Source organism: Bacillus pumilus (assembly GCF_900186955.1).
Classification (GTDB): domain Bacteria; phylum Bacillota; class Bacilli; order Bacillales; family Bacillaceae; genus Bacillus; species Bacillus pumilus.
Map to the genome: position 1 here is coordinate 1,519,189 of NZ_LT906438.1, position 24,862 is coordinate 1,544,050.

25 protein-coding genes are annotated in these 24,862 nt (G+C 43.3%); 23 read left to right on the forward strand and 2 right to left on the reverse strand.

Annotation, left to right across the window (positions count from 1 at the left end; all coding sequences use genetic code 11):
- The first annotated feature begins 8 nt into the window (after positions 1-8).
- From cysC to CKW02_RS07670, 4 genes are all read left to right on the forward strand, one after another.
- Complete coding sequence (gene cysC, locus CKW02_RS07655) at positions 9-602, forward strand: adenylyl-sulfate kinase (protein WP_003212173.1); 594 nt, start codon at positions 9-11, stop codon at positions 600-602.
- Positions 603-631: 29 nt separating this feature from the next.
- The gene (gene cobA, locus CKW02_RS07660; protein ID WP_050945074.1) at positions 632-1,387 is read left to right on the forward strand and encodes a uroporphyrinogen-III C-methyltransferase; all 756 of its coding nucleotides are present in this window, start codon (positions 632-634) and stop codon (positions 1,385-1,387) included.
- 74 nt (positions 1,388-1,461) lie between these two features.
- Positions 1,462-2,247 (forward strand): sirohydrochlorin chelatase, encoded by a 786-nt coding sequence (locus CKW02_RS07665; RefSeq protein WP_003212505.1) that lies wholly within the window; start codon positions 1,462-1,464, stop codon positions 2,245-2,247.
- Positions 2,228-2,731, forward strand: coding sequence for a precorrin-2 dehydrogenase/sirohydrochlorin ferrochelatase family protein (locus CKW02_RS07670; protein ID WP_003211818.1), 504 nt, complete (start codon positions 2,228-2,230; stop codon positions 2,729-2,731). Before CKW02_RS07665 ends, CKW02_RS07670 begins: the two co-directional genes overlap by 20 nt.
- Before the next feature lie 30 nt (positions 2,732-2,761).
- On the opposite strand, the gene CKW02_RS07675 is transcribed toward CKW02_RS07670, so the two are convergent.
- Entirely contained in the window at positions 2,762-4,471 is a 1,710-nt protein-coding gene (locus CKW02_RS07675; RefSeq protein ID WP_003212091.1) for an Rqc2 family fibronectin-binding protein, read from the reverse strand.
- A gap of 164 nt (positions 4,472-4,635) precedes the next feature.
- On the opposite strand from CKW02_RS07675, the gene CKW02_RS07680 reads away from it, so the two are divergent.
- The 17 genes from CKW02_RS07680 (at position 4,636) to spoVM (ending at position 22,203) form a co-directional block, all read left to right on the forward strand.
- Positions 4,636-7,311 carry a calcium-translocating P-type ATPase, SERCA-type gene (locus CKW02_RS07680; protein WP_003211329.1) on the forward strand — a complete coding sequence of 892 codons (2,676 nt, stop codon included), beginning with the start codon at positions 4,636-4,638 and terminating at the stop codon, positions 7,309-7,311.
- An 83-nt stretch (positions 7,312-7,394) separates the two neighbouring features.
- Positions 7,395-8,270, forward strand: coding sequence for a YicC/YloC family endoribonuclease (locus tag CKW02_RS07685; protein ID WP_003211878.1), 876 nt, complete (start codon positions 7,395-7,397; stop codon positions 8,268-8,270).
- 76 nt (positions 8,271-8,346) lie between these two features.
- Positions 8,347-8,616: an extracellular matrix/biofilm regulator RemA gene (remA, locus tag CKW02_RS07690; RefSeq protein ID WP_008344898.1), complete on the forward strand. Its 270-nt coding sequence runs from the start codon at positions 8,347-8,349 to the stop codon at positions 8,614-8,616.
- Between the two features lie 9 nt (positions 8,617-8,625).
- Positions 8,626-9,240 carry a guanylate kinase gene (gmk, locus tag CKW02_RS07695; RefSeq protein WP_003212381.1) on the forward strand — a complete coding sequence of 205 codons (615 nt, stop codon included), beginning with the start codon at positions 8,626-8,628 and terminating at the stop codon, positions 9,238-9,240.
- A gap of 3 nt (positions 9,241-9,243) precedes the next feature.
- The gene (gene rpoZ, locus CKW02_RS07700; protein WP_003211647.1) at positions 9,244-9,447 is read left to right on the forward strand and encodes a DNA-directed RNA polymerase subunit omega; all 204 of its coding nucleotides are present in this window, start codon (positions 9,244-9,246) and stop codon (positions 9,445-9,447) included.
- A gap of 117 nt (positions 9,448-9,564) precedes the next feature.
- Complete coding sequence (gene coaBC, locus CKW02_RS07705) at positions 9,565-10,782, forward strand: bifunctional phosphopantothenoylcysteine decarboxylase/phosphopantothenate--cysteine ligase CoaBC (protein ID WP_003211524.1); 1,218 nt, start codon at positions 9,565-9,567, stop codon at positions 10,780-10,782.
- Entirely contained in the window at positions 10,779-13,187 is a 2,409-nt protein-coding gene (gene priA, locus CKW02_RS07710) for a primosomal protein N' (RefSeq protein WP_003211189.1), read from the forward strand. Before coaBC ends, priA begins: the two co-directional genes overlap by 4 nt.
- A 15-nt stretch (positions 13,188-13,202) precedes the next feature.
- A complete protein-coding gene (gene def / locus CKW02_RS07715) occupies positions 13,203-13,685 on the forward strand; it encodes a peptide deformylase (protein ID WP_003211767.1) in 483 nt (160 codons plus the stop codon).
- A gap of 5 nt (positions 13,686-13,690) precedes the next feature.
- The gene (gene fmt, locus CKW02_RS07720; protein WP_003211567.1) at positions 13,691-14,644 is read left to right on the forward strand and encodes a methionyl-tRNA formyltransferase; all 954 of its coding nucleotides are present in this window, start codon (positions 13,691-13,693) and stop codon (positions 14,642-14,644) included.
- Positions 14,631-15,974: a 16S rRNA (cytosine(967)-C(5))-methyltransferase RsmB gene (gene rsmB / locus CKW02_RS07725; RefSeq protein WP_034619920.1), complete on the forward strand. Its 1,344-nt coding sequence runs from the start codon at positions 14,631-14,633 to the stop codon at positions 15,972-15,974. The genes fmt and rsmB overlap by 14 nt, the downstream gene beginning before the upstream one ends.
- Before the next feature lie 3 nt (positions 15,975-15,977).
- Positions 15,978-17,060 carry a dual-specificity RNA methyltransferase RlmN gene (gene rlmN / locus CKW02_RS07730; protein WP_003212089.1) on the forward strand — a complete coding sequence of 361 codons (1,083 nt, stop codon included), beginning with the start codon at positions 15,978-15,980 and terminating at the stop codon, positions 17,058-17,060.
- A 3-nt stretch (positions 17,061-17,063) separates the two neighbouring features.
- The gene (locus tag CKW02_RS07735) at positions 17,064-17,834 is read left to right on the forward strand and encodes a Stp1/IreP family PP2C-type Ser/Thr phosphatase (protein ID WP_034619918.1); all 771 of its coding nucleotides are present in this window, start codon (positions 17,064-17,066) and stop codon (positions 17,832-17,834) included.
- On the forward strand, positions 17,828-19,783 hold the full coding sequence (gene pknB / locus CKW02_RS07740; protein WP_003212486.1) for a Stk1 family PASTA domain-containing Ser/Thr kinase: 1,956 nt from the start codon (positions 17,828-17,830) through the stop codon (positions 19,781-19,783). The genes CKW02_RS07735 and pknB overlap by 7 nt, the downstream gene beginning before the upstream one ends.
- A 12-nt stretch (positions 19,784-19,795) precedes the next feature.
- On the forward strand, positions 19,796-20,692 hold the full coding sequence (rsgA, locus tag CKW02_RS07745; RefSeq protein WP_003211246.1) for a ribosome small subunit-dependent GTPase A: 897 nt from the start codon (positions 19,796-19,798) through the stop codon (positions 20,690-20,692).
- 3 nt (positions 20,693-20,695) lie between these two features.
- Positions 20,696-21,346 (forward strand): ribulose-phosphate 3-epimerase, encoded by a 651-nt coding sequence (rpe, locus tag CKW02_RS07750; RefSeq protein WP_003211101.1) that lies wholly within the window; start codon positions 20,696-20,698, stop codon positions 21,344-21,346.
- A 60-nt stretch (positions 21,347-21,406) separates the two neighbouring features.
- Complete coding sequence (locus tag CKW02_RS07755) at positions 21,407-22,051, forward strand: thiamine diphosphokinase (protein WP_003210934.1); 645 nt, start codon at positions 21,407-21,409, stop codon at positions 22,049-22,051.
- 71 nt (positions 22,052-22,122) lie between these two features.
- Positions 22,123-22,203 (forward strand): stage V sporulation protein SpoVM, encoded by an 81-nt coding sequence (gene spoVM, locus CKW02_RS07760; protein WP_008354550.1) that lies wholly within the window; start codon positions 22,123-22,125, stop codon positions 22,201-22,203.
- 69 nt (positions 22,204-22,272) lie between these two features.
- On the opposite strand, the gene rpmB is transcribed toward spoVM, so the two are convergent.
- Positions 22,273-22,461, reverse strand: coding sequence for a 50S ribosomal protein L28 (gene rpmB / locus CKW02_RS07765; RefSeq protein WP_003212514.1), 189 nt, complete (start codon positions 22,459-22,461; stop codon positions 22,273-22,275).
- A 271-nt stretch (positions 22,462-22,732) separates the two neighbouring features.
- Here rpmB and CKW02_RS07770 point away from each other — a divergent pair, with 271 nt between their 5' ends.
- Complete coding sequence (locus CKW02_RS07770) at positions 22,733-23,095, forward strand: Asp23/Gls24 family envelope stress response protein (protein WP_003211680.1); 363 nt, start codon at positions 22,733-22,735, stop codon at positions 23,093-23,095.
- 15 nt (positions 23,096-23,110) lie between these two features.
- Entirely contained in the window at positions 23,111-24,784 is a 1,674-nt protein-coding gene (locus tag CKW02_RS07775) for a DAK2 domain-containing protein (RefSeq protein WP_003212056.1), read from the forward strand.
- Positions 24,785-24,862: the final 78 nt, after the last annotated feature.

The following is a 24,862-nucleotide window of genomic DNA, read 5'->3' on the forward strand; positions in this document are numbered from 1 at the left end:
GGTATGACATGAGCAACGAACATATCGTGTGGCATGATTCATCTATTACAAAAAAAGAATATCAACAGAAAAACAATCATAAAAGCGGCATTATTTGGCTCACAGGTCTAAGTGGATCAGGTAAATCTACAATCGCAAATGCAGCGGCTAGAGAGCTGTTTGAACAAGGTTATCAAGTCACTGTTCTTGATGGCGATAATGTGCGGCATGGATTGAATAAAGATTTAGGGTTTTCAGATGATGACAGAAAAGAGAACATCCGACGTATCGGAGAAGTGGCGAAATTATTTGTTGAGCAAGGAACGATTGTCATCACGGCTTTTATTTCACCATTTCAAGAAGACCGCCGCATTGTCAGACAGTTAGTTGAAGCGGGAGAATTTCACGAAGTGTTTGTGAAATGTGATCTGAACGTATGCGAAGAGCGTGACCCAAAGGGGTTATATAAAAAAGCTAGAAATGGCGAAATTCCATTTTTTACCGGGATTGATTCGCCGTATGAAGAGCCAGCTGCACCTGAGCTTGTTCTAGATACAGGTGAATTATCGCGTGAAGAGTCCAAACAGCGTCTTGTTGATTATGTAAAGGGAAAAGCGAAATAATCGCCTGATGGCAGGGGGAGAAAAGCACGATGGGGAAAGTATACATTGTGGGGGCTGGACCTGGGGATCCAGACTTAATTACATTAAAAGCCCTTAAGGCAATACAGCAGGCAGATGTCATTTTATATGATCGTCTTGTCAATCAAGAAATACTCGCCCACGCCAAACCCGAGGCGGAATTAATCTATTGTGGCAAGCTCCCGAATCATCATACGATGAGACAGGAAGCCATCAATGAAGCCCTTGTGACCCATGCAAAGGAAGGGAATGTTGTCGTCCGTCTGAAAGGCGGCGACCCCTTTGTATTTGGCCGCGGCGGTGAAGAAATCGAATGCTTAGCTGAGCACGGAATTCCATATGAAGTTGTCCCGGGGATTACCTCTGGTATTGCAGCAGCTGCTTATGCAGGCATTCCTGTGACGCACCGTGAATTCAGCTCGAATGTTGCGTTTGTCACGGGTCACTATCAAAAGGATGAGCATTTTGAAGAAAAGTGGGAGGCACTGGCTACAGGGATTGATACCCTTGTGATTTACATGGGCGTCAAAAACGTAGAAAGAGTGCAGCAGCTTCTTATAAAAAATGGACGTGATCCAGAAACGCCAGCAGCGTTTATACACTGGGGAACCACGACAAGGCAAAAGACGACTTGCTGCACTGTGGCGACACTGTCTGAAACCGTTGAAAAAGAAGGCATCGAGCATCCAAGCTTAATAGTTGTTGGAGATGTCGTTCATTTTCACCAAAAGCTGAACTGGTTTGAACCTGCCCTTATTGAGAAATGAGATTGATAAAGACAAGACACGTACATTGATCGTGTCTTTTCGTCTGAATAATACAAGTGAGAGGGAGGAGCCGCATGAAACAAGCTGTACTTTATGTTGGGCATGGAAGCAGGGTAAAAGAAGCACAAGATAAAGCCATTTCTTTTATGAAAAGCTGTATGCCGTTAGTAGAAGCCGAAATACAAGAAATTTGTTTTTTAGAACTAACAGCCCCTTCTATAGAGGAAGGCTTTGAAGCCTGTGTGAAAAAAGGAGCTACACACATTGCGATCGTCCCGCTCCTCCTTTTAACTGCTATGCATGCTAAATCGGATATTCCAGTTGAGATTGAGAAACTTCAAAAACGATACCCGCAAGTGAAGGTCACATACGGGAAACCAATTGGGGTCAATCAAGAAGTGACAAAAGCAGTTGCTGCAAGAATTGAAGAAGCAGGATATCAAGGCGGGAAAGCACGGATTCTTTTAATTGGCCGCGGAAGCTCTGATCCAGATGTGAAGCGAGATGTGTTTGGCATTGCGGACGATGTCCGGCGCCTGCTTCCTTTTGCTGAGGTCTTGCCATGTTTTATTACAGCATGTGAGCCAAATTACCGAGATGTTCTTGCGAAATTAACAGCACATGATGATGCGCCTGTTTATCTCGTTCCTTACTTGTTGTTTACGGGTATTTTAATGAAAGAGATTGAAAGCGAAGCGGCTCAGGCGAGAGAGAGGCTGAAAGCTGTCCGGGTATGCCGGTATATTGGCTTTCATCCGCATGTAAAAGCAGCTTATATTGAACGCGTGCAAGAAACCATTTTAAACAAAGACGATGCGTTTCATTTCCAAGGAGAAAGCCATGCTTCCAGTCCATCTTGATTTAACCAATCAACAAGTGCTCATCGCCGGCGGTGGAAAAATAGCCGCAAGAAGGGCAGAGGTGCTATGCATAGAGCCTTGCCATATCACCATCGTGAGTCCTGATATTTCTAAAGAGATGGCACGTCTCATTGATACATACAACCTGAATTGGAAAGAAAAGAAAGTGGAAGCTCAAGATGTAGAGGATGCATTTTTCATTGTCGCTGCTACAAATGATCCGGTGGTAAATGAATGGATTGCACAAACAGCACGGCCTCACCAGCTTGTGAATTGTGTGAGCCAATCAGAGCTTGGCAATGTGATCGTGCCAAAGGTGGTCAAAGCAGGGAAAGTGACGATTTCAGTCTCTACAAGCGGTGCAAGCCCAGCCCGGACAAAACAGCTGGCTGCGGAAATTGAGACATTGCTTGAACAAGAGGATGTAGATGCACTTGATGCTCTCTATATCGAAAGAAAAAAACAACAAAGAAAAAGCCGATAAAATCTCTTGAAAGGATTTTATCGGCTTTTATTATTTTCGCAGCTTAAGAACCACATCTTCGTCAGGCGTGACAAATAATGTTTGCTGTTGATCATACGTCACAAATCCGGGCTTGGCTCCATTTGGTTTTTTCACATGCCGGATTTTCGTGTAATCGACAGGAACGGAGCTCGACTCCTTTGCCTTCGAGAAGTAGGCAGCGATTTGAGCCGCTTCAAGTAGCGTCTGTTCGTCAGGCGTTTGATGACGGATGACGACATGTGATCCAGGAATATCTTTCGTGTGCAGCCAAATATCGTCACGGGCAGCCGCCTTTGTGGTTAAATACTCGTTTTGTTTGTTGTTTTTTCCGACTAATATCGGAATCCCTTGAGACGATTCATACGTTTCAAGCTGAATGGCCGCCGTTTTTTTCTTTTTGGCGTTGCGCTTTTGTTTGGCGCGTAAATACTTCCCTTCAACAAGCTCTTCTCTCATTTCCTCTAAATCCTTCGGTGAGGCAGAGGACAGCTGCTGAATCAACTCATCAAAATAAGCAATCTCTTCATGCGTCCGCTCAATTTGCTCATTGACCGCTTCTACTGCATTTTTTGCCTTTTGATATTTTGTGAAATATGCTTGCGCATTTTCAGAAGGGGTTTTGTTTGTTTTGAGCGGTATCGTGATCTCTCCACCATCTTCATCGTAATAATTGATGACAGTCGCTTCTTTATCCCCTTTTTTGATGGCATATAAATTGGCTGTTAGCAATTCGCCATAGAGCTGGTATTTATGGGCATTTTGAGATTCTTCAAGGGTTCTGTTCAGTTTTTTGAGCTTGTTTTCATTTTTCTTTTTTTCATTTATGACAAACCGTTCAAGGTCAGACGCTTGTTGTTTCACTCTGTCTCTTTCAGCTTTGCCGAAATAAAAGCGGTCAAGCAGCTGGCTGAGAGAGTCGAATGTCTTCATCTCGCCTTGGACATGCTGTAGTTCTAATAAATAGAAATACTCCTTCCCATCTTTTCTTGTCAGCTGCGGGGTAAAGGAATGCATGCGAATCAGCTGGAACATGTCGAGTAGTGTATTTGGAATCGTTTCCTGATTGGCAAGACTAGCCCTGTGTACAGCTTCCTTTGCAAACAGCGGAGAAACCCCAGAGAATGTATCGACAATTTGCTTTGCGATCATTCCTTCTTGAAAGCGTAAATGCTTTAAAATATCGTCCTTCGTTACTGCAAACGGATTTAATTTTTGCTGCGCAGGCGGCAGAAGGTATTCGTGCCCAGGAAGCACTGTTCGATAGCTGTTTACAGATGGAGAAAGATGCTTCAAGCCATCGATGATCTGCTGCGTATCATCTTCGACAAGAATCAAATTACTATGCCTTCCCATGATTTCAATGTAGAGCTTTCGAGTCTGTTCGTCGCCAATTTCATTGCGGCTTCGTACATGAAGTACGATCACCCGGTCAAATCCAATTTGTTCAAAACGCTCAATAAATCCGCCCTCAAGATGCTTTCTAAGGAGCATACAAAACATTGGAGGTTCGCTTGGATTGTCATATTGCTGCTCTGTGAGCTGCACTCTAGCATAGCTCGGATGAGCGGATAAAAGGAGCTTATGATTCTTTCCGTTTGCCCGGATATGAAAAATCAGCTCGTGCTTATATGGCTGATGAATTTTTGAAATTCTTCCGCCAGTTAATGTCTCTTGCAATTCATTTGTCATACCATATGTAAAAATGCCGTCAAATGACATGTTGGATACACCCTCTTCTTTCACACAAATCTACTGAAAGAACCTTCCATTTCTCGTTCTTTAGGCAGTCTTATTATTATAGCATGATTTAGGACGAGTCTGAATAAACTGGCTTATAGAACACTGCATATGAGAGAGAACAAAAGAGGAGTGGACGAGGTCAAATGAATTGGCATGAACTGAACCAAACCGATTTATTAAAAACAATGAATACATCGATAGGTGACGGACTGTCAGAAAAAGATGTACAAAAACGGCTTGAAAAACACGGGTCAAACGAATTGCAGGAAGGGAAAAAGGCGTCAGCTCTGATCATTTTTTTAGCGCAATTTAAAGACTTTATGGTGTTAATCTTGCTTGCAGCAACGATCATTTCTGCTTTTCTAGGCGAATACATTGATGCAGTAGCCATTGTATTGATTGTTCTGATTAATGGAGTGCTCGGCTTTTATCAAGAACGCCGGGCGGAAAAATCCCTTCAAGCGTTAAAAGAATTATCAACCCCACATGTGTATGCAAGGAGGAATAATGAATGGATCAAGATCCCGTCTAAACATCTCGTGCCAGGGGATATTGTGAAATTTTCAAGCGGAGACCGGATTGGGGCAGATATTAGATTACTAGAAACAAAGAGCCTGGAAATCGAGGAGTCTGCTCTCACTGGAGAATCCATCCCAGCAGTCAAACACGCAAGTCCGCTTTCTAGCAATCATGTCTCGCTTGGAGATTTGACGAACATGGCCTTTATGGGGACGCTTGTCACTAGAGGAAGCGGCGTGGGCGTTGTCATTGGTACAGGAATGAATACAGCGATGGGGCAAATTGCCGGCATGCTGGATGCAGCAGGGAATATGGAAACACCACTGCAAAGACGTCTCGAACAGCTGGGGAAAATCCTCATTGTGGCTGCTTTATTTTTAACGGTGCTCGTTGTGGTTCTTGGCGTTGTGCAAGGACATGATTTGTATCATATGTTCCTGGCGGGAGTATCACTTGCGGTTGCTGCCATTCCTGAAGGCCTGCCGGCGATTGTCACCGTCGCACTTTCCTTAGGAGTGCAGCGGATGATCAAACAAAAATCGATTGTCAGAAAGCTCCCGGCGGTGGAGACTCTTGGCTGCGCGTCGATCATTTGCTCAGATAAAACAGGAACCATGACGCAAAATAAAATGACTGTGACCCATGTATGGGCAGAGGGCAAAACGTGGAATATTTCTGGTACGGGCTATGAGCCATCTGGTGATTTCACCTTGAACGGAGAACTTGTCCATGTAGACAAACATCCAAGCCTGCAAAAGGTGTTATTATATGGGGCGCTTTGTAATACATCGACCATCGTTGAAAAAGATGGCGAAATGAGGCTTGATGGTGATCCGACAGAGGGTGCACTTCTCACCGCAGCACGTAAAGCGGGTTTTACAGAGCAATTCATCGAAGCAGGATTTCACGTGGTAGAAGAGTTTCCTTTTGATTCAGAAAGAAAGATGATGTCAGTCGTCGTCGAAACGAATCAAAAAGAGCGGTACGTCATTGCAAAAGGTGCGCCGGATGTCCTGATGAACCGTTCAAGCCATATCATGCACGGCGGACGCACAGCTTCATTTTCAGCCACTCACAGGCAAGAAACAGAGGCTGCGATTCAAGGTTTAGCAAGACAGGCGCTGAGAACGATTGCCATTGCGTATAAAAAAGTTGGTCTGACCGAAACAATCACCACTGTCCAGCAGGCTGAAACTGATTTAACATTTATCGGACTAGAGGGCATGATCGACCCGCCTCGTCCTGAAGTGAGACGAGCGATTAAAGAGTGCAGGGATGCGGGCATAAAAACAGTCATGATTACAGGGGATCACGTGGAAACAGCCAAAGCGATCGCAAAAGACTTGAGCCTTTTACCAAAGCAAGGAAAGGTGCTCGACGGAAAAGCGCTGGATCAGCTGAGTGACAAAGAGCTTGAGCAAACGGCTGAAAATGTATACGTCTTTGCACGGGTATCACCGGAGCATAAGCTGAGAATTGTGAAGGCTTATCAAAAAAATGGACATATTGTAGCGATGACAGGTGACGGGGTCAATGATGCGCCTGCAATTAAGCAAGCAGATATCGGTATCTCCATGGGCATCACTGGAACAGACGTAGCCAAGGAAGCGTCCTCTCTTATTTTACTTGATGACAACTTTGCGACCATTAAATCGGCCATTAAAGAAGGCCGAAATATTTATGAAAACATTCGTAAGTTTGTTCGCTATTTGCTCGCATCAAATGTGGGAGAAATTTTGGTTATGCTGTTTGCGATGCTTCTAGCGCTTCCGCTTCCTCTCGTTCCTATTCAAATTTTATGGGTCAATCTCGTCACAGATGGTCTCCCGGCGATGGCGCTTGGTATGGATAAGCCAGAAGGCGATGTCATGAAAAGGAAGCCGAGGAATATGAAAGAGGGGATTTTTGCTAGAGGGCTCGGCTGGAAGGTTGTATCTAGAGGGTTCCTCATTGGACTTGCGACCCTTTTAGCATTTATGTTTGTGTATCACCGTGATCCAAACAACCTGCCATATGCACAGACTGTTGCATTTAGTACGCTTGTGTTGGCGCAACTCATTCATGTATTTGACTGCCGCAGTGAACGATCCATCTTTGAACGCAATCCATTCGGGAATCTCTACTTAATCGGTGCGGTTTTGTCATCACTTTTACTGATGTTTGTGGTCATTTATTATCCGCCGCTTCAGCCGATTTTCAAAACGGTGGCGATCGCACCAATTGATTGGCTGCTGATCATCGGTATGTCTGCACTGCCAACTTTTTTACTGGCAGGATCACTTTTGACAAGAAAAAAATAATTCGTTATGGTATAATTTTGAGGTAATAGTGTCTGCTATTACCTTTTTCATTTTATTAATATGAAAGAATTGGGTGTTTTGACATGATACGCAGTATGACGGGATTCGGCCAAGCGAGTAAAACGGATGGAGAACTGACAGTGTCAGTTGAGCTAAAATCGGTCAATCACCGTTTTAAAGAGGTTCATGCCCGTTTGCCGAGGCCGCTTTTATATTTCGAAGACACATTAAAAAAAATCATTCTTCGTCACGTGCAGCGCGGTAGAATTGAGCTGTTTGTTACGATTGAAGGCGGTAAACTAGCAAGCCGGTCCTTGCAGATCGACTGGCCGCTGCTTGATGAATACATGAAAGCCGCAAAAGATCTCGAGAAACGCTATCACATTTCAGGCATTCAGCATGCACATGACTTACTGGGGCTGGAGCATGCCGTTCAAGTAGAAGAATCGGCTAGCCGAAATGAGCAATTAGAGCAATTGCTGATGGAAGCTTGTGAAACGGCTGTCAAGGAGCTTTGCTTCATGAGAGAGCAGGAGGGAACATCACTTCAAAAAGACTGTGAGCTGAGGCTTTCTGAATTAGAGGCCTATACAGAAGAAATCAAAGTCTTTGCACCAGAGGTTGTGAGTCAGTATAAAGACAGGCTCAATCAGCGATTGCAAGAATGGATCGGAGAGGCGCTTGACGAAAGCAGATTGACAACAGAGGCTGCGATCTTTGCTGACCGCTGTGACATTACAGAAGAGATTACGAGATTGAAAAGTCACTTTCAGCAATTCCAGCAAATCTTGATGCAAGGCGGTGCTGCTGGCAGAAAACTTGATTTTCTAGTACAGGAGCTCAACCGTGAAGTGAACACCATTGGCTCAAAAGCGAACCATCATCATTTAACTAAGCTGGTGGTTGAAATGAAAAGTGCTATTGAAAAAATAAAAGAACAAGTGCAGAATATAGAATAGTCATTGTGTATGCTGTTTACAGTACGTCTCTTTCGGCGAGACTAGAGACGTTTATAATACAGGGGGACGTTAGAAGATGACCATAAAGTTGATCAATATCGGATTTGGAAACATCATTTCAGCGAATCGGATGATTTCGATCGTCAGTCCGGAATCAGCACCGATTAAACGAATGATACAAGACGCAAGAGATCGAGGCATGCTCATAGATGCTACATACGGAAGAAGAACCCGTGCTGTTGTCATTATGGACAGTGACCATGTCATCTTATCTGCCGTTCAGCCTGAGACTGTCGCGCAAAGACTTTCTGTAAAAGAAGAAATCATAGATGAAGGGCAGGGGTAATACGCCATTATGAAAGAAAGAGGACTTTTAATCGTTCTCTCTGGACCTTCGGGAGTTGGAAAAGGAACGGTCAGACAAGCCATTTTCTCCCAGGAAGATACGAAATTTGAATACTCAATTTCTGTGACAACACGTAAACCGCGTGAAGGTGAAAGAAATGGTGTCGATTATTTCTTTAAATCCAGGGAAGAATTTGAACATATGATTGAAAACAAAAAGCTGTTAGAATGGGCAGAGTATGTCGGGAATTACTACGGCACGCCTGTTGACTATGTAGAACAGACATTAAGCGAAGGAAAAGATGTTTTCCTTGAAATCGAAGTGCAAGGTGCACTTCAAGTAAGAGAAGCATTCCCAGAAGGTCTTTTTATTTTCCTTGCACCGCCTAGTCTTTCAGAACTTCAGAACCGCATCATTACACGTGGTACAGAGTCTGAGGAGCTCATTCGAAATCGAATGGCTGCTGCAAAAGAAGAGATTGAAATGATGGATGCTTACGACTATGTCGTGGAAAACGATGATGTCGAGCTTGCTTGTGAAAGAATCAAAGCGATCGTCCTTGCAGAACACCTGCGCAGAGACAGAGTCGCACCAAGATATAAAAAAATGCTGGGGGTAGAATAAACTATGTTAGATCCTTCAATTGACTCATTGATGAACAAACTTGATTCAAAATACACACTTGTGACAGTGTCTGCACGTCGTGCACGTGAAATGCAGATCCACCAAGATCAGCAAATCGAAAATACGAAATCTTACAAATTTGTAGGTAAAGCACTTGAAGAAATTGATGCCGGTCTTTTGACATTTGAAAAAGAGGATCAAGAATAACACATCGCTTCTGCTATGCAGATACGATACGTTCAAAAAAGTCAAAACTATGATTGGTTTTGACTTTTTTGAATTGTAGACGAATTTGTGAAAAAGGCCGTTAAGGGGGACAAACAAATGTTACAGTCAAAAAATATTTTGCTCGGCGTCAGCGGAGGAATCGCCGTATATAAAGCAGCTGCACTTACTAGTAAACTCGTACAAGCAGGCGCAAATGTAAGAGTGATTATGACAGAATCTGCCCGTGAGTTTGTGTCTCCGCTTACCTTCCAAGCTCTGTCTCGACATGAGGTGTATGTGGATACATTTAAAGAAAACAATCCAAAAGTCATTGCGCATATTGACGTAGCTGACTGGGCCGATCTCATCCTTGTTGCCCCTGCAACAGCACATACGATTGGTAAAATGGCGGCAGGGCTTGCAGATGATATGCTCACGACGACCTTACTTGCTTCAACTGCTCCTGTATGGATCGCACCAGCTATGAATGTGCATATGTATGATCACCCGGCTGTAAAGCGGAACATTCGCACATTATATGAGGACGGCTACCAGTTTATTGAACCGAGTGAAGGTTATTTAGCCTGTGGCTATATTGGAAAAGGGCGATTAGAGGAACCTGAAAAAATAGTTGAGCACATCCGTGCTTTTTTCGAAGAGCCAAAAAACTTACCGCTTTCAGGTAAAAAAGTCGTGGTGACAGCAGGTCCTACACGAGAAGTCATCGATCCTGTGCGTTTCTTTACAAATCGATCGTCTGGAAAAATGGGCTATGCGATTGCAGAGGCTGCGCAGCAAATGGGGGCTGATGTCACGCTTATTTCAGGACCTGTTTCTTTAACGGCACCTAATCATGTACATGTGGTGCACGTTGAATCGGCAGAGGACATGTATCAAGCCGCATTAGCTGTGTACGAGGAAGCGGACCTTGTCATTAAATCAGCAGCAGTCGCCGACTATACCCCTGTGACCTCATATCCTCATAAAATGAAAAAACAGGACGGCGCCTTAGAGATTGAATTCACCCGGACAAAAGATATTTTAAAAGAGCTGGGGAAAAGAAAAGAGCATCAAGTGCTTGTCGGTTTTGCAGCTGAAACGCAGGATGTAAAATATTATGCGAAAAAGAAAATCGAATCCAAGCATTTAGATATGATTGTGGCCAACAATGTCACAAAAGAAGGTGCAGGCTTTGGCACAGACACAAATGTAGCAGCAATCATCAAAGCAGATGGTACAACAACAGAACTGCCGATGATGAGCAAAAAAGACCTCGCTTTTGAAATCTTAAAGGAGGCAAAACAGCTGTTGCCAAAAGAGCGTGATCGCGCATGATTGCTGAAGTCATCGTAGATGTCACAACGAAAGCCATTGACCGGCCATTCGATTACCGTGTACCAGATCGATTCAAAGATCTCGTCAAAGCGGGAATGAGGGTGGTCGTTCCCTTTGGCCCTAGGAAGATTCAAGGGTTTGTGACAAAAGTCAAAGAAGAAACAGACGTAAAAACAGGAAGCATAAAGGACATTGTCGATTTATTTGATTTATCACCTGTTCTGACAGATGAGCTATTGGAGCTTTCCCACTGGCTGACGGAAAAAACATTGTCCTATCACATTACGGCACTTCAATCGATGCTGCCTGCAGCCATGAAGGCGAAGTATGAAAAAGAAATTCAAGTGCTGTCAGATGAAGAACTTCCGCAGTCATTGAAAGAGCTTTTCGGTCAGCGAGATAGCATTCTTTACGCTGACATCCCAGCCGAACAACTAAAACAGATTCAAAAGCATGTCCAAAAAGGTCATCTAGAGGTAAGGTATCACGTTTCCCAAAAATCTGGAAAGAAAAAAGTGCGCACGCTCCAATTAGCTGCATCAAAAGATAAGCTTGAAGAAAAACAGCAGCAGCTGAAAAAAAATGCGGTGAAACAAAAGGCTCTGCTCTCCTTTTTGCTTCAAGCGAGTGAGACGACCTTTTTAGCGAAAGACTTGCAGCAGCAAACAGGCGCGAGTTCTCAAACGCTTAAAACCTTTATTCAAGAAGGGCTGCTAACAGAAAGCTATGAAGAGGTCTACCGGGATCCTTATCGTGACCGGGCATTTACACCTTCTGCTTCACTTGACCTTATGCCAGAACAAGCAGAAGCGGCAAAACATATACATCAAGCAGTCAGTGATGACCGGCATGAAACCTTTCTGCTGCACGGGGTGACAGGAAGCGGTAAAACGGAAATATACTTGCAGACGATTGATCATGCCCTACAAAAAGGAAAAGAAGCGATCGTCCTCGTTCCAGAAATCTCGTTAACCCCTCAAATGGTTCAGCGGTTTAAAGAACGATTCGGTTCAAATGTGGCTGTACTTCATAGCGGATTATCGACAGGGGAAAAATATGATGAATGGCGGAAAATCCACCGCAAGGAAGTCAAACTTGTCGTGGGCGCGAGATCGGCTGTTTTCGCACCATTTGAAAATCTAGGCATGATTATCATAGATGAAGAGCATGAATCTTCTTATAAACAAGAGGAAATGCCTCGTTATCATGCCAAGGACGTCGCCATTGAACGAGCCAAAAGGCATCGATGCCCAGTTGTTTTAGGTAGTGCAACTCCTTCACTTGAAACCTACGCGCGTGCCAAAAAAGGCGTGTTTACATTGCTGACGCTCAAAAACCGAGTCAACCAGCAGCAGCTGCCGCACGTTTCGTTAATTGATATGAGAGAAGAATTGAGAAATGGCAACAGGTCCATGTTTTCAGAAGAATTAATGCTCAGATTAAAGGAAGTGCTTGAAAGAAAAGAACAAGCCGTCTTATTTCTGAATAAAAGGGGCTATTCATCCTTTGTGATGTGCCGTGATTGCGGATATGTGGAGCAATGTCCTCATTGCGAAATTTCTCTCACCTATCACCGCTATCAAAAACGGCTGAAATGCCATTATTGCGGTCACGAGGCACCGGTGCCAGCTGAATGTCCAGAATGCCATAGTGAGCATATTCGCTATTTTGGTACGGGTACGCAGCGTGTAGAAGAAGAACTGACAAAAGTACTGCCAGAGGCAAGAGTCATCCGAATGGATGTGGATACAACATCTCGTAAAGGTGCTCACGAAAAACTCCTCACATCTTTTGGCAATAAAGAAGCAGATATTTTGCTTGGGACGCAGATGATTGCAAAAGGGCTAGATTTCCCAGATGTCACACTTGTTGGTGTTCTAAGTGCGGATACGTCTCTTCATATCCCTGATTTCCGTTCAAGTGAAAAAACATTTCAGCTTCTCACGCAGGTCAGCGGCAGGGCAGGACGACATGAAAAAGCGGGCTCTGTGATCATTCAATCGTATACGCCTTCTCACTATAGTATTGAATTAACGAAGCAGCATGACTACGAAGCCTTTTATGAACAGGAGATGCTGCATCGCCGCCACCAGTCCTATCCGCCGTATTACTTTTTGGCAATGGTGACAGTATCACATGAGGAAGTGACGAAGGCAGCACATGTCACGGATCAAATTGTTCAGTTCCTAAAAATGAACTGTGCACCGAATACAAGAATTCTTGGTCCGGCTGCATCACCAATCGCTAAGATCAAAGATAGATATCGATATCAATGCGTGATAAAATACAAAAGGGAAAATGAACTGGCAAGTTTACTACGGAAAATACAAGATCATTATCAAAAGGAAATGGAACAAAAACAATTGATGATTTCAATAGATATGAATCCATATATGATGATGTAAAACGGAGGGCTTTAAGTGGCAGTAAAACCAATAGTCATGCATCCGGCAGAAGTACTTGAACAAAAGGCAGAGCCTGTCGATACGTTCGATAAAAAGCTCAAAAAACTGCTTGATGATATGTATGATACAATGCTTGAGCTAGATGGAGTCGGACTAGCAGCACCACAAATTGGCATTTCACAAAGAATTGCTGTTGTCGATATCGGAGAAGAACCTGGCAGAATTGATTTAGTGAATCCTGAGGTTCTTGAAATAAAAGGAAGTCAAACAGATATTGAAGGCTGCCTGAGCTTTCCATCTTTATACGGCACAGTAGAAAGACCGAGCTATGTGAAGGTAAAAGCCTTTGATAAGAAAGGCAAACCATTTACAATAGAAGCAGAAGGATTTTTAGCAAGAGCCTTATTGCACGAAATTGATCATTTAGACGGCATATTATTTACGTCGAAAATCATTCAAACCTATACAGAAAAAGAACTTGCGGAAATGGAAGGGTGAAGAAAATGGCACGTATTGTATTTATGGGAACCCCTGATTTCTCAGTACCTGTGCTGCAAACACTCATAACAGAAGGATACGAAGTTGTTGGGGTCGTCACGCAGCCAGATCGCCCGAAAGGCAGAAAACGAGTACTCACGCCGCCTCCTGTGAAAGTGGAAGCCTTAAAGCATGGCATTACGGTCTTGCAGCCTGAAAAGGTGCGCCTTGATGAAGAAATTGATAAAGTGCTTGCCTTAAAGCCGGATTTAATTGTCACGGCGGCATTTGGACAAATTTTGCCAAAACGATTACTAGATGAACCTCAGTTTGGCTGTATCAATGTACATGCCTCACTGCTGCCAGAACTAAGAGGGGGCGCGCCGATCCATTATGCGATCCTTCAAGGCAAAAAGAAAACAGGCGTCACAATCATGTACATGGTGGAACGACTTGATGCAGGGGACATGATCAGTAAAGTAGAAGTAGAAATTGACGAATTAGACAATGTCGGAACATTGCATGACAAATTAAGTGTTGCAGGCGCCGCACTATTGAAAGATACTGTGCCGAATGTTCTGAACGGATCTATTTCTCCAATTCCGCAAAATGAAGAAGCGGCAACGTACGCACCTAATATTAAGCGGGAGCAAGAAAGAATAGATTGGGCAAAAACTGGTGAAGAGCTTTACAACCAAGTTCGCGGCTTAAATCCGTGGCCAGTTGCCTATACTGAATGGAACGGGGCTCATCTAAAAGTATGGGAAGCGAAAAAAGTTCCACTCGAAGCGCAAGAAGAACCTGGGAAAGTGATTGAGCTTCAAAAAGAAGGTCCAGTCATTGGAACTGGGAATAAACAAGGTCTTTTATTAACAGGTGTACAGCCAGCTGGTAAGAAAAAGATGAGCGGCGAAGACTTCCTAAGAGGCGCAAATATCGAAATGGGACAGAAATTAGGGTTAATGAATGAAGAAAAGTAATGTGAGAGAATTAGCGCTGGACGCTTTAATCAAACTCGAACAAAATCAAGCTTACAGTAATTTACTTTTGCAGTCAGTCATGAAAGACAAAGACTTGGCAGATCAGGACAAACCGCTCTTAACAGAGCTTGTGTACGGTACACTGCAAAACAAGCTGGCATTAGATTATATGCTGGCACCATTTGTGAAAAAACCGCAAAAGGTGGCTCCGTGGGTCATGCAACTTTTGCGGATGTCCCTTTATCAAATGGTGTACCTTGAAAAGATTCCACATCGTGCAGCCATCCATGAAGCAGTTGAGCTAACGAAAAAGAGAGGGCACAAGGGTATATCTTCACTTGTGAACGGCGTTCTTCGATCCGTGCAAAGAGAAGGCGTTCCGGCTTTTGATGACATCAAAGATCCAGTCAAGCGGCTTTCGATTGAGACAAGCCACCCATTATGGCTCGTGCAGGAATGGGTTCAGTCGTACGGATTTGAAGCGGCAGAAAGCATGTGCCGCATTCATTTAGTACCGCCAAAGCAAACCCTTCGTGTCAATCGAATGAAAATCGGCCGCGCAGCACTGCAGCAAGAACTGCTGGATGCCGGAATTGAAACGGAGCTTGGCGACTTATCAGAAGATGCACTTAAGCTGATGAAAGGGTCCATCGTTTCAACCCCTTCTTTTCAAGAAGGCTATGTGACCATTCAAGATGAAAGCTCAATGCTTGTCGCAAGAGCACTAGACCCTCAGCCGGGAGAAGCTGTGCTTGACGCCTGTGCGGCTCCAGGCGGAAAATCAACACATATCGCAGAGCGTATGAACGACAAAGGACAAATTGTTTCACTTGATTTGCACGAACATAAAGTGAAACTCATCAAACAAGCAGCAAAACGTCTGAACCTTACTCAAATTGAGGCAAAAGCGCTTGATGCAAGGAAAGCAAAGGGCGATTACAGCGAAGCTTCATTTGACCGGATTCTGATTGATGCGCCGTGTTCTGGATTTGGCGTCATTAGACGAAAACCAGATATGAAATATACAAAGTCTAAAGAAGACTCAGCAAGGCTTGCTGCAATTCAGCAGGCAATCTTAAAAGAAACAGCTCCGCTTTTAAAGCCTGGCGGAACCCTTGTATATAGTACATGTACAATGGACCCAACAGAAAATCAACAAGTGATCCATGCGTTTTTACAAGAACACCAAGACTTCGAACCCGATCTATCTCTTAATGAACGGCTGCCTGAGCAGGTTGCTCCGTTTGTTCAAAACGGAAGTGTGCAAATTCTTCCTCATTATTTCGGAACAGATGGTTTCTTTATTTGCAGCATGAGAAAGAAGGGATAAAAAATGACAGAACAAAAAGTAAGAAAAGAACTGAAAACAGATATGCCGTCGATCTATTCATTTGAGCTTCACGAAATGAAAGAATGGTTAAAAGAACAAGACGAAAAACCTTTCCGCGCAGCGCAAATTTTTGAGTGGCTTTATGAGAAACGTGTGACATCCTTTGATGAAATGTCTAACCTCTCCAAAGATTTAAGAGAAAAATTAAAAGATCAATTTACAATCACAACATTAAAAACCGTGATCAAACAAACGTCTCAAGACGGAACGATCAAGTTTTTATTTGAACTGCATGATGGTTATACAATTGAAACAGTGCTTATGCGTCATGAATATGGAAACTCTGTCTGCGTGACAACACAGGTTGGCTGTAGAATCGGCTGTACATTCTGTGCATCTACACTTGGCGGTTTAAAACGAAACCTTGAAGCCGGAGAAATCGTTGCACAAGTATTGAAAGTACAGCAGGCACTTGACGAAACAGACGAGAGAGTCAGCTCTGTTGTCATCATGGGAATTGGCGAACCGTTTGATAACTTTGAAGAAATGCTTGCTTTCCTTAAAATCATCAACCATGATCATGGCTTAAATATTGGTGCACGCCATATTACGGTTTCGACAAGCGGAATCATTCCAAAGATCTATCAATTCGCTGATGAGCAAATGCAAATCAACTTTGCTGTGTCATTGCACGCACCGAACACAGAGATCAGAAGCCGCCTAATGCCGATCAATAAGGCATATAAGCTGCCAAAATTAATGGAAGCCATCGAATACTACATTCAAAAGACGGGTAGACGTGTCAGCTTTGAATACGGCCTGTTTGGCGGAGTAAATGACCAAGTTCACCATGCAGAAGAACTTGCAGACCTATTAAAAGGAATCAAGTGCCACGTGAATCTCATTCCGGTGAACTATGTACCAGAGAGAGATTATGTGAGAACACCTAGAGAACAAATCTTCCTATTTGAAAAAACGCTAAAAGAACGAGGCGTAAACGTAACGATTAGACGAGAGCAAGGCCATGACATTGATGCTGCTTGCGGTCAGCTAAGAGCGAAGGAGCGTCAGGAAGAGACGAGGTGACGAATGTTGATAAGGGCAGCCTTTCTTACTGATACAGGAAAAGTCCGTCAGCATAATGAAGATGATGCAGGTATTTTTGAAGCAAAAGAAGATTCACTTCTCGCTGTTGTAGCAGACGGCATGGGAGGTCATCTTGCTGGTGATGTCGCCAGCAAGATGGCAGTCTCTTCTTTAAAAGAATACTGGGAAGAAACATCTTCAATTCCAGAAAAGCCAGCCGATCAAGAAAGCTGGTTAATCTCAAAAATCAGTGACATTAATGACCAAGTTTATGAACATGCGCAAAACAATGAGGAGTGCCAAGGAATGGGGACGACTATTGTATGCGCGCTCGTTCATTTGCAAACGGTCACAATTGCGCATATTGGAGACAGCCGCTGCTACCTGCTAAGAGAAGGAGCGCTGACCCAATTAACAGAAGATCATTCACTCGTGAATGAGCTTGTGAAAACAGGTGAAATTTCAAAAGCGGATGCAGAATATCATCCAAGAAAAAATGTGCTCACGAAAGCATTAGGAACAGATAAACGTGTTCAAATTGATGCACGCACTTTTGAAGTGGACCCAGGAGATCAAATCCTGCTTTGCTCAGATGGTCTATCGAATAAAGTAGAAGAAGAGAATTTGACTCATATATTAACGCAAACGACCGCGCCAGAGGAAAAAGTAACAGAGTTAATACAAACAGCGAATGACAACGGCGGTGAAGATAACATTACAGCAGTACTGTTAGAAATCTCCTCCCAGCCAGAGGAGGGTGACAGCAAGTGTTGATCGGAAAAAGGATCAGCGGCCGTTATCAGATTCTTCGCGTCATAGGCGGAGGCGGAATGGCCAACGTCTATTTGGCGGAAGATATGATTTTAGATCGCGAAGTAGCGATTAAAATTTTGCGGTTTGACTTTGCGAGCGATGATGATTTTATTAGACGTTTCCGGCGGGAAGCGCAGTCAGCTGCAAGCTTAGATCATTCGAATATTGTCAGCATCTACGATGTTGGGGAAGAAGATGACATTTATTATATTGTCATGGAATATGTCGAAGGGATGACGCTGAAAGAATACATACACGCCAATGGCCCGCTTCATCCGAAAGAAGCCGTTCGCATCATGGAGCAAGTCGTTGCGGCGATGGAAGAAGCCCATGCGAAACAGCTCGTCCACCGAGACATTAAGCCTCACAATATATTAATAGACAATATGGGGAACATCAAAGTCACTGATTTTGGGATTGCCATGGCACTCAGCTCAGCGACCATTACCCATACAAATTCTGTCCTAGGCTCCGTGCACTACTTGTCTCCAGAACAAGCACGCGGGGGTCTTGCAACGAAAAAATCAGACATCTATTCACTTGGGATTGTGCTCTATGAACTCATCTCAGGACGCATGCCATTTGAAGGAGAATCGGCTGTCAGTGTTGCACTGAAGCATTTGCAATCAGAGCCACCATCTGTGAGAAGATGGAATCCTTCTGTTCCACAAAGCGTGGAAAACATCATTTTAAAGGCGATGGCCAAAGATCCATTTTATCGATATGAAGATGCATCTGAAATGCAAAAAGACTTAAAAACCGCTTTCGATCCAGCCAGATTAAAAGAAAAACGCTTTGTTATTGAAGAAGACCATGAAGCAACGAAAGCGATCCCAATCATTCAAGATCATCAAATCGATCAAGACAATGAAAAAACAGCCGTCCATCCGGCTCAAAAACCGAAGAAAAAAGAGAAACAAAAGCCGAAAAAGAAACGAAAAAAATGGCCATGGATTGTGGCATCCATCTTATTTATATTGACTGCTGCGTCAATTTTAGCCATCACTGTGTTTCCAGGGCTGCTTTTTCCAAAAGATGTGGAAGTCACAGATGTATCTGGCATGACGGTTGAAAAAGCAGAAGATACCTTAAAGAAAGCTGGGTTTACCGTCGCTTCGGAGTCAATAGAGATCGCTGATGAGAAAATTGAAAAAGGTCTCGTCGTCAAAACAGACCCGAAAATCGGCACAAAGGTCAAAGAAGGAACAGAGATTCAGCTTTACGAAAGTACTGGCAAGGAAAAGACCGAATTACCTGATGTTACAGGCGAAAAGGTCGATAAAGCAAAAGAAATATTAGAGAAAAAAGGATTTAAACAGGTCGTTGTGGAGGAAGTGAATGATAATGACACCGAGTCTGGGATTGTCATGGAACAGAGTCCTTCCGCGAATACTGAGCTTGTAGCAGCAGATGAAGAAGTCACGTTGACTGTCAGCATAGGTCCTGCCGATATTACATTACGTGATTTAACGACGTATAGTAAGCAAGCGGCATCGAATTATTTAGAGGATAACGGCTTAAAGCTCGATGAAAAAGAAGCGCATTCTGACGATGTGCCAAAAGGCGAGGTCATGAAGCAGGAACCAGGAGCAGGAACGGCTGTTAAACCAGGTGATACGGTCAAGATTACATTCTCTCTTGGACCGAAGGAAAAACCAGCTAAAACGGTAACTGAAAAGATTGAGATCCCTTATGAACCAGAAGCGGAAGGGCAGGAGATGAATGTCCAAATTTCCATTGATGATGCGGAGCATAGCATCTCTGATTCATACGAAAGCTTTAAAATCACTGCGCCGACTGAACGGACCATTAAATTTAAGATTGAACCAGGTCAAAAAGGATATTATCAAGTGACGGTTGATGATAAAGTCGTCAGCTCGAAAACGATCGAATACCCTGATGATGAATAAAGGAGGGACTTTATGCCTGAGGGCAAAATTATTAAAGCATTAAGCGGATTCTACTATGTGCTGGATGAGTCGCAAGAGAGTGGAAAAGTAGTTCAGTGCAGAGCGAGAGGCATCTTTCGAAAAAACAAAATTACACCTCTTGTTGGCGATTACGTCGTGTATCAAGCAGACAATGATAAAGAAGGCTACTTATTAGAAGTAAAAGAACGGACAAACGAACTTGTTCGTCCGCCTATTAGTAACGTTGATCAAGCGGTACTTGTTTTCTCAGCGGCAGAACCAGCCTTTAGCACCTCACTTTTAGACAGATTTTTAGTGCTTGTAGAAGCGAATCATATTGAGCCGATTATCTGCATCACAAAAATGGACTTATTGAAAACAGACGAAGAGCGTGAAACCATCAAGGCATATGCAGACGACTATCGGCAAATTGGTTATGAGGTTCATTTAACCTCTACGATTGAAGGAGATGGCATTGAGAAGCTGACCCCGCATTTTCACAATAAAATCACGGTATTTGCCGGTCAGTCTGGTGTAGGCAAGTCCTCCCTTTTAAATGCGATGAGTCCTGAATTGGCGCTGAAAACAGATGATATCTCATCCCATCTCGGACGAGGAAAGCATACGACAAGACATGTCGAACTCATTCGAACAGCAGACGGGCTCATTGCAGATACTCCGGGCTTTAGCTCGCTCGAATTTACTGGCATCGAAGCAGAAGATCTAGGTCTATACTTTTTAGATATTAGAGACCGGAGTGCAGATTGCAAATTTCGAGGCTGCCTGCATGTGAAAGAGCCTGGCTGTGCGATAAAAGATGCGGTCGAGCATGATCAAATCAAAGAATATCGCTATCAGCATTATTTAGAGTTTTTAACTGAAATCAAAGACAGAAAGCCGAGGTACTAAATCATGGTTTATATTGCCCCTTCCATTTTATCAGCAGATTTTGCCAATTTGGAGAAAGATATCCGTGATGTGGAACAAGGCGGTGCAGACTACATTCACATCGATGTCATGGACGGTCATTTTGTTCCGAATATGACATTTGGGCCAAATGTCGTTGAAGCGATCAGACCACATACGCGTCTTCCGCTTGATGTTCACTTAATGATTGAGCAGCCAGATCGGTATATTCCTGCATTCGCAAAAGCAGGCGCTGATATTATCTCTGTTCATGTGGAAGCTTGTCCGCACTTACACCGAACAATACAACATATGAAAGAACAAGGTGTAAAAGCAGGGGTCGTCTTGAATCCGCACACACCTGTTTCTCACATTGAGCATATATTAGAAGATGTGGACCTTGTGTTATTCATGACAGTGAACCCTGGTTTTGGGGGACAGGCATTTATTCCATCTGTCCTCACGAAGGTAAAAGAAGTAAAAGCACTGAGTGAACAAAAGGGCTTAACCGATTTACTAATAGAAATAGACGGCGGTGTCAATGTAGAGACTGCAAAGAGTTGCAAAGAAGCAGGCGCTAATTTACTAGTAGCGGGCTCTGCGGTATATGGTAAAGAAAACCGCGCAGCAGCGATCCAGGCAATTCGAGAAGCGTAAAGGAAGGAACCAAAGTCATTGTGATCTTTGGTTCTTTTTACATGGAGAGGAGCGTGTATCATGCACATACATATCGTAGCCGGCGGTCCTTTTGAATACATCCCGCCACTTGAACGTGAAGCATCACAGGAGGATGTTCTCTGGATTGGCGTAGACCGTGGAACCCTCTTCTTACTAGAGCACGGTATTACCCCTGCCAAAGCCTTTGGTGATTTTGACAGTGTGACAGAAAAAGAGCTTCGGGAGCTGAAAGAGAAATTGCCTGCTCTGAATGTATTTCAAGCTGAAAAGGATGAAACCGATTTAGAGCTTGCACTGAACTGGGCGCTAAGTCAGCACCCAGCACATATTTACATCTATGGTATTACAGGAGGAAGGGCGGATCATTTTCTAGGAAATATCCATCTTCTTTACAAAGGGATTCAGCACAAGCAGAATATCACCCTTGTAGACAAACAAAATATCATTCAAATGTTTGAACCTGGTACATACGAAATAAAAGAAGATCAGGATAAAAAATATGTATCGTTTTTACCCTTTGGAACACCGGTTGAAAAGCTGACGTTAAAAGGTTTCAAATATCCTCTGAAAAATTGTCATATTGAGCCTGGTTCCACACTATGTATTAGTAACGAACTCATCCACTCAAATGGTACTTTTTCTTTTCATGAAGGCATATTAATAATGGTAAGAAGCAAAGATTGACCAACCTATCAATGTGGATGGCTGATTAAGCTCAATTGTGCTGCAAGCGGTACTTTTAGGAGGGGGACAAAATGAAATTTTATACAATCAAACTGCCTAGATTTCTTGGCGGCATTGTCCGTGCGATGCTTGGTTCATTTAAGAAAGATTAATGAGTAATCTCCTTTATTTCCACATAAAAACGCCTGCTACAAGTTATTGTAGCAGGCGTTTACTCTTGCTTATACACGCTCAACTTTACCAGATTTCAAAGCTCGAGCTGATACATATACTCTTTTAGGCTTACCGTCCACTAGAATACGAACTTTTTGAAGGTTCGCGCCCCATGTACGTTTTGTAGAGTTCATTGCGTGAGAACGATTGTTCCCAGCTTTTGTTTTTCTGCCTGTAATAACGCATTTACGTGCCATTTGTTTCCCTCCTAACTGCGAAAACATCATCATATTCTTCATATACGTACTTAGAGATGCCTCAAGATACTTTAATAATTTACCACAGCTTCAAGGGGTTTGCAAGGATTGTTTACTCCTCTTTCAAGAAAAATACCTTGACATCTTGATAAAAAATCAAGGCTATAGTATAAGTAGGATTGGGTCGGATTGAATGATTTCTTTTAAAAAGAAGGGTCTTATAGTAAAATAGTGATAACTCAGGGCAATTTCTCAAAAAGGGGGAACCAATGTGTCCATTGAACTTAGAACGAAATACGGACAAATTGATATATCAAATGAAGTCATTGCAATGGTGGCAGGAGGCGCTGCGATCGATTGCTATGGTATTGTTGGGATGGCGTCCAAAAATCAAATCAAGGACGGCTTGACGGATATTCTCCGTAAAGAGAACTTCAGCCGGGGTGTTCTTGTGCGTCAAAAAGAAGACCGCATTCATATTGATATGTACATCATCGTCAGCTACGGTACAAAAATATCAGAAGTCGCACATAATGTTCAAACGAAAGTCAAATATACGATTTCTCACACAGTTGGACTTTCTGTTGATTCGGTCAACATTTATGTACAAGGAGTAAGAGTTACGAACCCGTAGTAAGGAGGAAATATATTGTCTATTAGAAATCTTGATGGCCGCTCATTTGCAAAAATGATTCTTGCAGGTGCTCACCATCTTTCTCAAAACGCACAAATTGTGGATGCGTTAAATGTTTTTCCAGTGCCAGACGGAGACACGGGGACAAATATGAATTTGTCAATGACTTCAGGGGCAAAAGCAGTTGAAGAAACAAATACCGATCATATTGGGAAGGTCGGCGTGGCCTTGTCAAAAGGGCTATTGATGGGCGCAAGAGGAAACTCAGGCGTCATCCTATCACAGCTCTTTAGAGGTTTCAGTAAAAATATAGAACAAAAAGAGACGATTGACGCCAAAGAATTTGCCCTTGCCTTGCAGGCCGGTGTTGATACAGCCTATAAAGCCGTGATGAAACCGATTGAAGGGACCATCTTAACGGTCGCAAAGGATGCAGCAAAGAAAGCGGTTGCTGTTTCAGCAACCGAAAATGACATTGACCGCGTTCTTGAGTTAACGATTGAGGAAGCGAGAGCATCACTTGATCGAACGCCAGATCTACTTCCTGTTTTAAAAGAAGTAGGCGTTGTCGATAGTGGAGGTAAGGGACTTCTCTGCGTATATGAAGGTTTCCTTGCTTCATTAAGAGGAGAGGACCTCCATCTGAAAGCGTCCTCTTTGCCAACGTTAAAAGAACTTGTCAGTGCAGAGCATCATAAAAGTGCACAAAGCCATATGAACACTGAAGATATTGAATTTGGTTATTGTACTGAATTTATGGTGAAATTTGAAGAAGAGAAACAGTCCTTTGATGAGAATGCCTTCAGAGAAGACTTAAGCGAATTCGGAGATTCACTTCTTGTGGTATCTGATGAAACGCTGGCGAAAGTTCATATTCATGCAGAGCAGCCTGGAGATGTCTTATCCTATGCACAGCGCTACGGCAGCCTGATCAATATGAAAATTGAAAACATGAGAGAGCAGCATAGCTCGATTGTGAACGAAGAAAAAGAACATGCGCCCGCTGCACCAAAGGCACCTGCTGCTGAAAAACAGCGCTTTGGAGTCGTCAGTGTCGCAATGGGAGAAGGAATTGCTGACTTGTTTAAAAGTATCGGAGCTTCCGTCGTCATTGAAGGCGGACAGACGATGAACCCAAGTACAGAAGACATTGTCACAGCAATTGAAAGCGTACATGCCGAAACCGTCTTTATCTTACCTAATAATTCTAATATTGTCATGGCAGCGAAACAGGCGGCAACTGTCTCGAGTCGTGAGGTTGTTGTCATTCCAACGAAGACCGTTCCTCAAGGAATGTCGGCACTTCTTTCTCTCAATGAAGCAGCTTCAAATGAAGACAACGAAGCGGCGATGCTAGAAGCGATTGACCACGTGAAAAGCGGCCAAATTACCTTTGCGGTGAGAGATACCCAAATTGATGGAATCGACATTGCCAAAGGAGATTATATGGGTCTCTTTAACGGAAAAATCACCTTAACTGCGAAAAATCAATTAGATGCAGCAAAAGAACTTTTGACCAAAATGGTGACAGAAGATGATGAGATTGTTACGATCATTAAAGGGGAAGATGCATCATCTGAAGAGATGGATGAGTTAGAAGCCTTTATTGAAGAAACATTTGAAGATATAGAAGTTGAAGTCCACGATGGAAAACAGCCGCTTTATTCATATATTTTGGCTGTCGAATAACGAAAGAAGGGCAAATAAAGCCCTTCTTCTTCTTTTGCAATTTTTTACTAACGATTCAACGGTGAAATGAGTTGCGGG

Bases quoted from the DNA above. Each gene is read 5' to 3' on its own strand.
- cysC (WP_003212173.1), top strand. From the start codon at position 9: ATGAGCAACGAACATATCGTGTGGCATGATTCATCTATTACAAAAAAA.
- cobA (WP_050945074.1), top strand. From the start codon at position 632: ATGGGGAAAGTATACATTGTGGGGGCTGGACCTGGGGATCCAGACTTA.
- CKW02_RS07665 (WP_003212505.1), top strand. From the start codon at position 1,462: ATGAAACAAGCTGTACTTTATGTTGGGCATGGAAGCAGGGTAAAAGAA.
- CKW02_RS07670 (WP_003211818.1), top strand. From the start codon at position 2,228: ATGCTTCCAGTCCATCTTGATTTAACCAATCAACAAGTGCTCATCGCC.
- CKW02_RS07675 (WP_003212091.1), bottom strand. From the start codon at position 4,471: ATGTCATTTGACGGCATTTTTACATATGGTATGACAAATGAATTGCAA.
- CKW02_RS07680 (WP_003211329.1), top strand. From the start codon at position 4,636: ATGAATTGGCATGAACTGAACCAAACCGATTTATTAAAAACAATGAAT.
- CKW02_RS07685 (WP_003211878.1), top strand. From the start codon at position 7,395: ATGATACGCAGTATGACGGGATTCGGCCAAGCGAGTAAAACGGATGGA.
- remA (WP_008344898.1), top strand. From the start codon at position 8,347: ATGACCATAAAGTTGATCAATATCGGATTTGGAAACATCATTTCAGCG.
- gmk (WP_003212381.1), top strand. From the start codon at position 8,626: ATGAAAGAAAGAGGACTTTTAATCGTTCTCTCTGGACCTTCGGGAGTT.
- rpoZ (WP_003211647.1), top strand. From the start codon at position 9,244: ATGTTAGATCCTTCAATTGACTCATTGATGAACAAACTTGATTCAAAA.
- coaBC (WP_003211524.1), top strand. From the start codon at position 9,565: ATGTTACAGTCAAAAAATATTTTGCTCGGCGTCAGCGGAGGAATCGCC.
- priA (WP_003211189.1), top strand. From the start codon at position 10,779: ATGATTGCTGAAGTCATCGTAGATGTCACAACGAAAGCCATTGACCGG.
- fmt (WP_003211567.1), top strand. From the start codon at position 13,691: ATGGCACGTATTGTATTTATGGGAACCCCTGATTTCTCAGTACCTGTG.
- rsmB (WP_034619920.1), top strand. From the start codon at position 14,631: ATGAAGAAAAGTAATGTGAGAGAATTAGCGCTGGACGCTTTAATCAAA.
- rlmN (WP_003212089.1), top strand. From the start codon at position 15,978: ATGACAGAACAAAAAGTAAGAAAAGAACTGAAAACAGATATGCCGTCG.
- CKW02_RS07735 (WP_034619918.1), top strand. From the start codon at position 17,064: ATGTTGATAAGGGCAGCCTTTCTTACTGATACAGGAAAAGTCCGTCAG.
- rsgA (WP_003211246.1), top strand. From the start codon at position 19,796: ATGCCTGAGGGCAAAATTATTAAAGCATTAAGCGGATTCTACTATGTG.
- rpe (WP_003211101.1), top strand. From the start codon at position 20,696: ATGGTTTATATTGCCCCTTCCATTTTATCAGCAGATTTTGCCAATTTG.
- CKW02_RS07755 (WP_003210934.1), top strand. From the start codon at position 21,407: ATGCACATACATATCGTAGCCGGCGGTCCTTTTGAATACATCCCGCCA.
- spoVM (WP_008354550.1), top strand. From the start codon at position 22,123: ATGAAATTTTATACAATCAAACTGCCTAGATTTCTTGGCGGCATTGTC.
- rpmB (WP_003212514.1), bottom strand. From the start codon at position 22,461: ATGGCACGTAAATGCGTTATTACAGGCAGAAAAACAAAAGCTGGGAAC.